The sequence below is a fragment of the Kurthia massiliensis genome (assembly GCF_000285555.1).
GTDB classification, from domain to species: domain Bacteria; phylum Bacillota; class Bacilli; order Bacillales_A; family Planococcaceae; genus Kurthia; species Kurthia massiliensis.
Genome location: NZ_HE610999.1, coordinates 137958 through 141344 on the forward strand (window position 1 = coordinate 137958; position 3387 = coordinate 141344).

Sequence of the window (3387 nt, forward strand, 5' to 3'; positions counted from 1 at the left end):
AATAATGATTTGTGGCTTTTTTGATATTCCCTAAATTTGATTTGGGAACGTTATTTTATTTTCGGCTTAATATTTATTCATGGAGATTATTTTTAAATTTTAATGCCAGGGTCAATTCCAGCCTCAGGCAATAAAAATATAAAAATAATAAAAAAGATGATTGCAGAAGAAAGGAATATTCCAAAAACTGATAACATTGTTTTTTGTTTTATAAAAGCTTTTATGCTTAATAATAGTGCGGTAATGGATAGCACTACGCTCATTATAAAGCCTACCCATATATTCCACGTATTTATTTCTCCTAGCAAATTTGTGAAAAATAAAATAGCAAACAACACAATCAAAATCATAGCTATACGCATTTAATTCCCCCTTTTCTTTCAAATAGACTCCTTTCACTTTAGTTAGTTCCCTCAGCAAGTAACACAAACTACTAATAAAAAAGCCCATTCTAATGAATGAGCTACGAGCTTCCTAAAGTTGCGTTTGGGAACGTTTATATTTATATAAGTTCATTCTGTATATTTTATAGTTCTTCTCACACTAAAACCTTCGTTACTTTAAGTTAATAAACTCTAAATCTTTTGGTGTTTATTAACCTTATTTCTTCAATATGTTATCAATGAAAAATAACGCTACTTTTTAGAATTCCAATTTCTTCATTCGTTTAAAATCCTTATTAATACAGGAATTCTTCAATTTTCTGCTTCTTAACAAATCTTTAATGCCAGAGACATTATATGAAAGTTGAACGTAAAAGTAGTTAATAAACTCTAAAATTGCAAAAATATATATAAAGAAGGTGATTGTTAAACCAAATGGCAAAGACGGATACCATTTTATGAAATCAAAAGCAAATACAATAATTGTGATCACAATTATAATCATATTCATTATTTTTAAATTATGTAATTGTCTAACAATCTTAATCGGAGTTATAGGGTTAGTCTCATTTCTTAATCTTTTAAGTTTTATATACCAATAAATCGTTCCTTGTAACAAAAGAAACTCTAAAAGGATAAAAGATACCCAAAATGAATATAGAGAATACAATTGTAGATTGGGAAATGCGTAATTTATTAGATAACTAGTAGGTACGAAGATGATTATAGAAAATAATTCTCCTGAATATAAATAAACCAATCTATTTTCTAATGCTTTTTTCAAAATTATCACTCACCTCTTTCTTATTATTCAATTTACTTTTCTATACGAATTTACAATCGAAAAGTTACAATATTTTTAATTTTGTTATTCTACAAACCCGCCTTTCGCTGAATAACGAAATGTTACCAAAGCGTCGGTTGGGCACATTTCTTTGCTTAACGTTGTAAATCCGCATTTTTCTGACGATAGCTATCCCAATAAAGAAAAAAGAGCTGCATATGCAACTCAATAATCTTCAAGTAAAGCACTCCGTTTGTTAAAGAAACATCCTAGATTCTATTACTGTATGGGAACTAATATTTCACACAAATGATTATCAATCATTTGTGAAGTGTATCTTTCTACAATCGGCTGTTCTCTTATTGATAGATTGTTTTTTTCTATTTCGGAAAAAATATTGCCCCAAAATTCACCTACTGCCTCTTTTGTATGATCCTGTATGAAAACAGCGTATTTCCCACCATTAAATTTACCCACTTGAGCTGGTTTTGTCACATTAAAATCTGCATTTATAACAACACAAACATCATAACGACATTCTTCTTTAGGAGTAACTTGAGGGTTATCTTGTGGTATTCCTAAAATCGTAGAATTATCAAATACACTATTAATCTGTGCACACTTTTTAAAGGACTCCATTAATTCCTGGTTTTGCTTTTCGCCATACTCTCCAACGCTACGGAAGTAAGCAATCCTTGATTCAGGTATTTCTTCAATGGTTATTTTCATATTTTAAATCTCCCCTTTTGGATAAGATCATACGATTTAAAATATTATTCAAACACTTTTTTAAAAGAGAATAATTATGTGGACTTTCTTTCACAATTTTGCCCATTTGTTGAATAAGAAAACACACCCAAAGCGTCGTTTGGTAAACAAAAAGCAGCTGCGACATGTGACTGTCCTAGCTGCTCGTAGAAGGCCCTCAAACGTGTCATTTGGGAACGTTATTTTGTATGAGAAATTAATAAGGTTCGCCAATTGCATAGCGATTTTGCTTACCCATCCAATCATTAACTTCTCGCCATTTCATTCTTTTAGCTGAAATCCAATTGCTACAAGCGTCCGAATTTTCTTTAGGATGCCAATTATAATCATCAGCCCAATAAAAATTATCTTCAACTTTCAAAATGATTGCATCACGTATGATTGAATCATAATTTTCTGGACTCGGAATAATCTGAACCCCTGTTACGTTTTCAAAAAGGATTTCAATTGCAGATGGATTGGCAAATTGACGCTGAAATAATATCTTTACATTTGTATCTAATTCTCCCGGTACTGCCATAGATAAATCTTCATTAACATAAGTTCCTGTCCACATATACATTTCTCTTAAACAGCCATCGTGAAAATAACCAAAATGCTCTAGTAAATGCTCAATATCTGATTGGTCATTTATTTCAATCCAATTCATATGTATTCCCCCTTTGAATCATACTCTAATACATTTCGTAATGGATAAGCAAAGAACATTCCCAAAGCGATGGTTGGAAAACAAAATCTCTCTAATTCCGTAACTACCGATAACACTTTTTCTTGAGTACTTTCATGAATCATAATGTTAACCAGAAAAGCCTGGCTGCGGACGTGATTTTGAAGTGACTCCTAATTGTTAGACACGGTTATTTCGTTTAAGCAGCTTGTATAAAATGAGTTCGGTATTGTACCGGGCTGATTTTTAATTTTGCCTTAATTCGTTTTGTGTTGTAATAATTTATATATTTCTTTAGTTCTTCTTTAAATTGATCAACACTTTCAAATTCCTTTAGGTAGAGAAATTCCGATTTCATAATGCCAAAGAAATTCTCCATCACGGAATTATCATGACAATTTCCTTTACGAGACATACTTTGTACGATGTCCCTTGATTGAAGCGCATCACGATATGGCTTCATTTGATAATGCCATCCTTGATCAGAATGCATCCGTAGTTGGTGCTCTTCTGGTAAACACTCTAAAGCCTTTTCTAACATCTCTGAAACTAAAGAATACGTTGGTCTAGAGCCGATTGTATAGGTAATAATTCCACCATTAAACAAGTCTAAAACAAGTGATAAATAAAGCTTCTCTCCAAATAGTTTAAACTCCGTAATATCCGTTACCCACTTCTCATTTGGCGCTTCAGCTTTAAAATGACGATTTAAAATGTTTGGCGCAATTTTACCAACTGTTCCTTTATAAGATTTATATTTTTTCATACGCACCATGCATTTTAGA

At 31.6% G+C, this 3387-nt stretch carries 5 protein-coding genes; all 5 read right to left on the reverse strand.

The window, feature by feature from the left end; genetic code table 11:
* Positions 1-92 precede the first annotated feature (92 nt).
* Positions 93-362 (reverse strand): hypothetical protein, encoded by a 270-nt coding sequence (locus KMHG_RS10225; RefSeq protein WP_010289275.1) that lies wholly within the window; start codon positions 360-362, stop codon positions 93-95.
* Positions 363-642: 280 nt separating this feature from the next.
* The gene (locus tag KMHG_RS19575; protein WP_010289276.1) at positions 643-1167 is read right to left on the reverse strand and encodes a hypothetical protein; all 525 of its coding nucleotides are present in this window, start codon (positions 1165-1167) and stop codon (positions 643-645) included.
* Positions 1168-1446: 279 nt separating this feature from the next.
* Positions 1447-1896 carry an AraC family transcriptional regulator gene (locus tag KMHG_RS10235; protein ID WP_010289278.1) on the reverse strand — a complete coding sequence of 150 codons (450 nt, stop codon included), beginning with the start codon at positions 1894-1896 and terminating at the stop codon, positions 1447-1449.
* A 235-nt stretch (positions 1897-2131) separates the two neighbouring features.
* Entirely contained in the window at positions 2132-2584 is a 453-nt protein-coding gene (locus KMHG_RS10240; RefSeq protein WP_010289281.1) for a hypothetical protein, read from the reverse strand.
* Between the two features lie 217 nt (positions 2585-2801).
* Positions 2802-3387, reverse strand: a 586-nt coding sequence (locus KMHG_RS10245) for an IS3 family transposase (RefSeq protein WP_010289284.1), incomplete at its 5' end; no start/stop codon positions are given.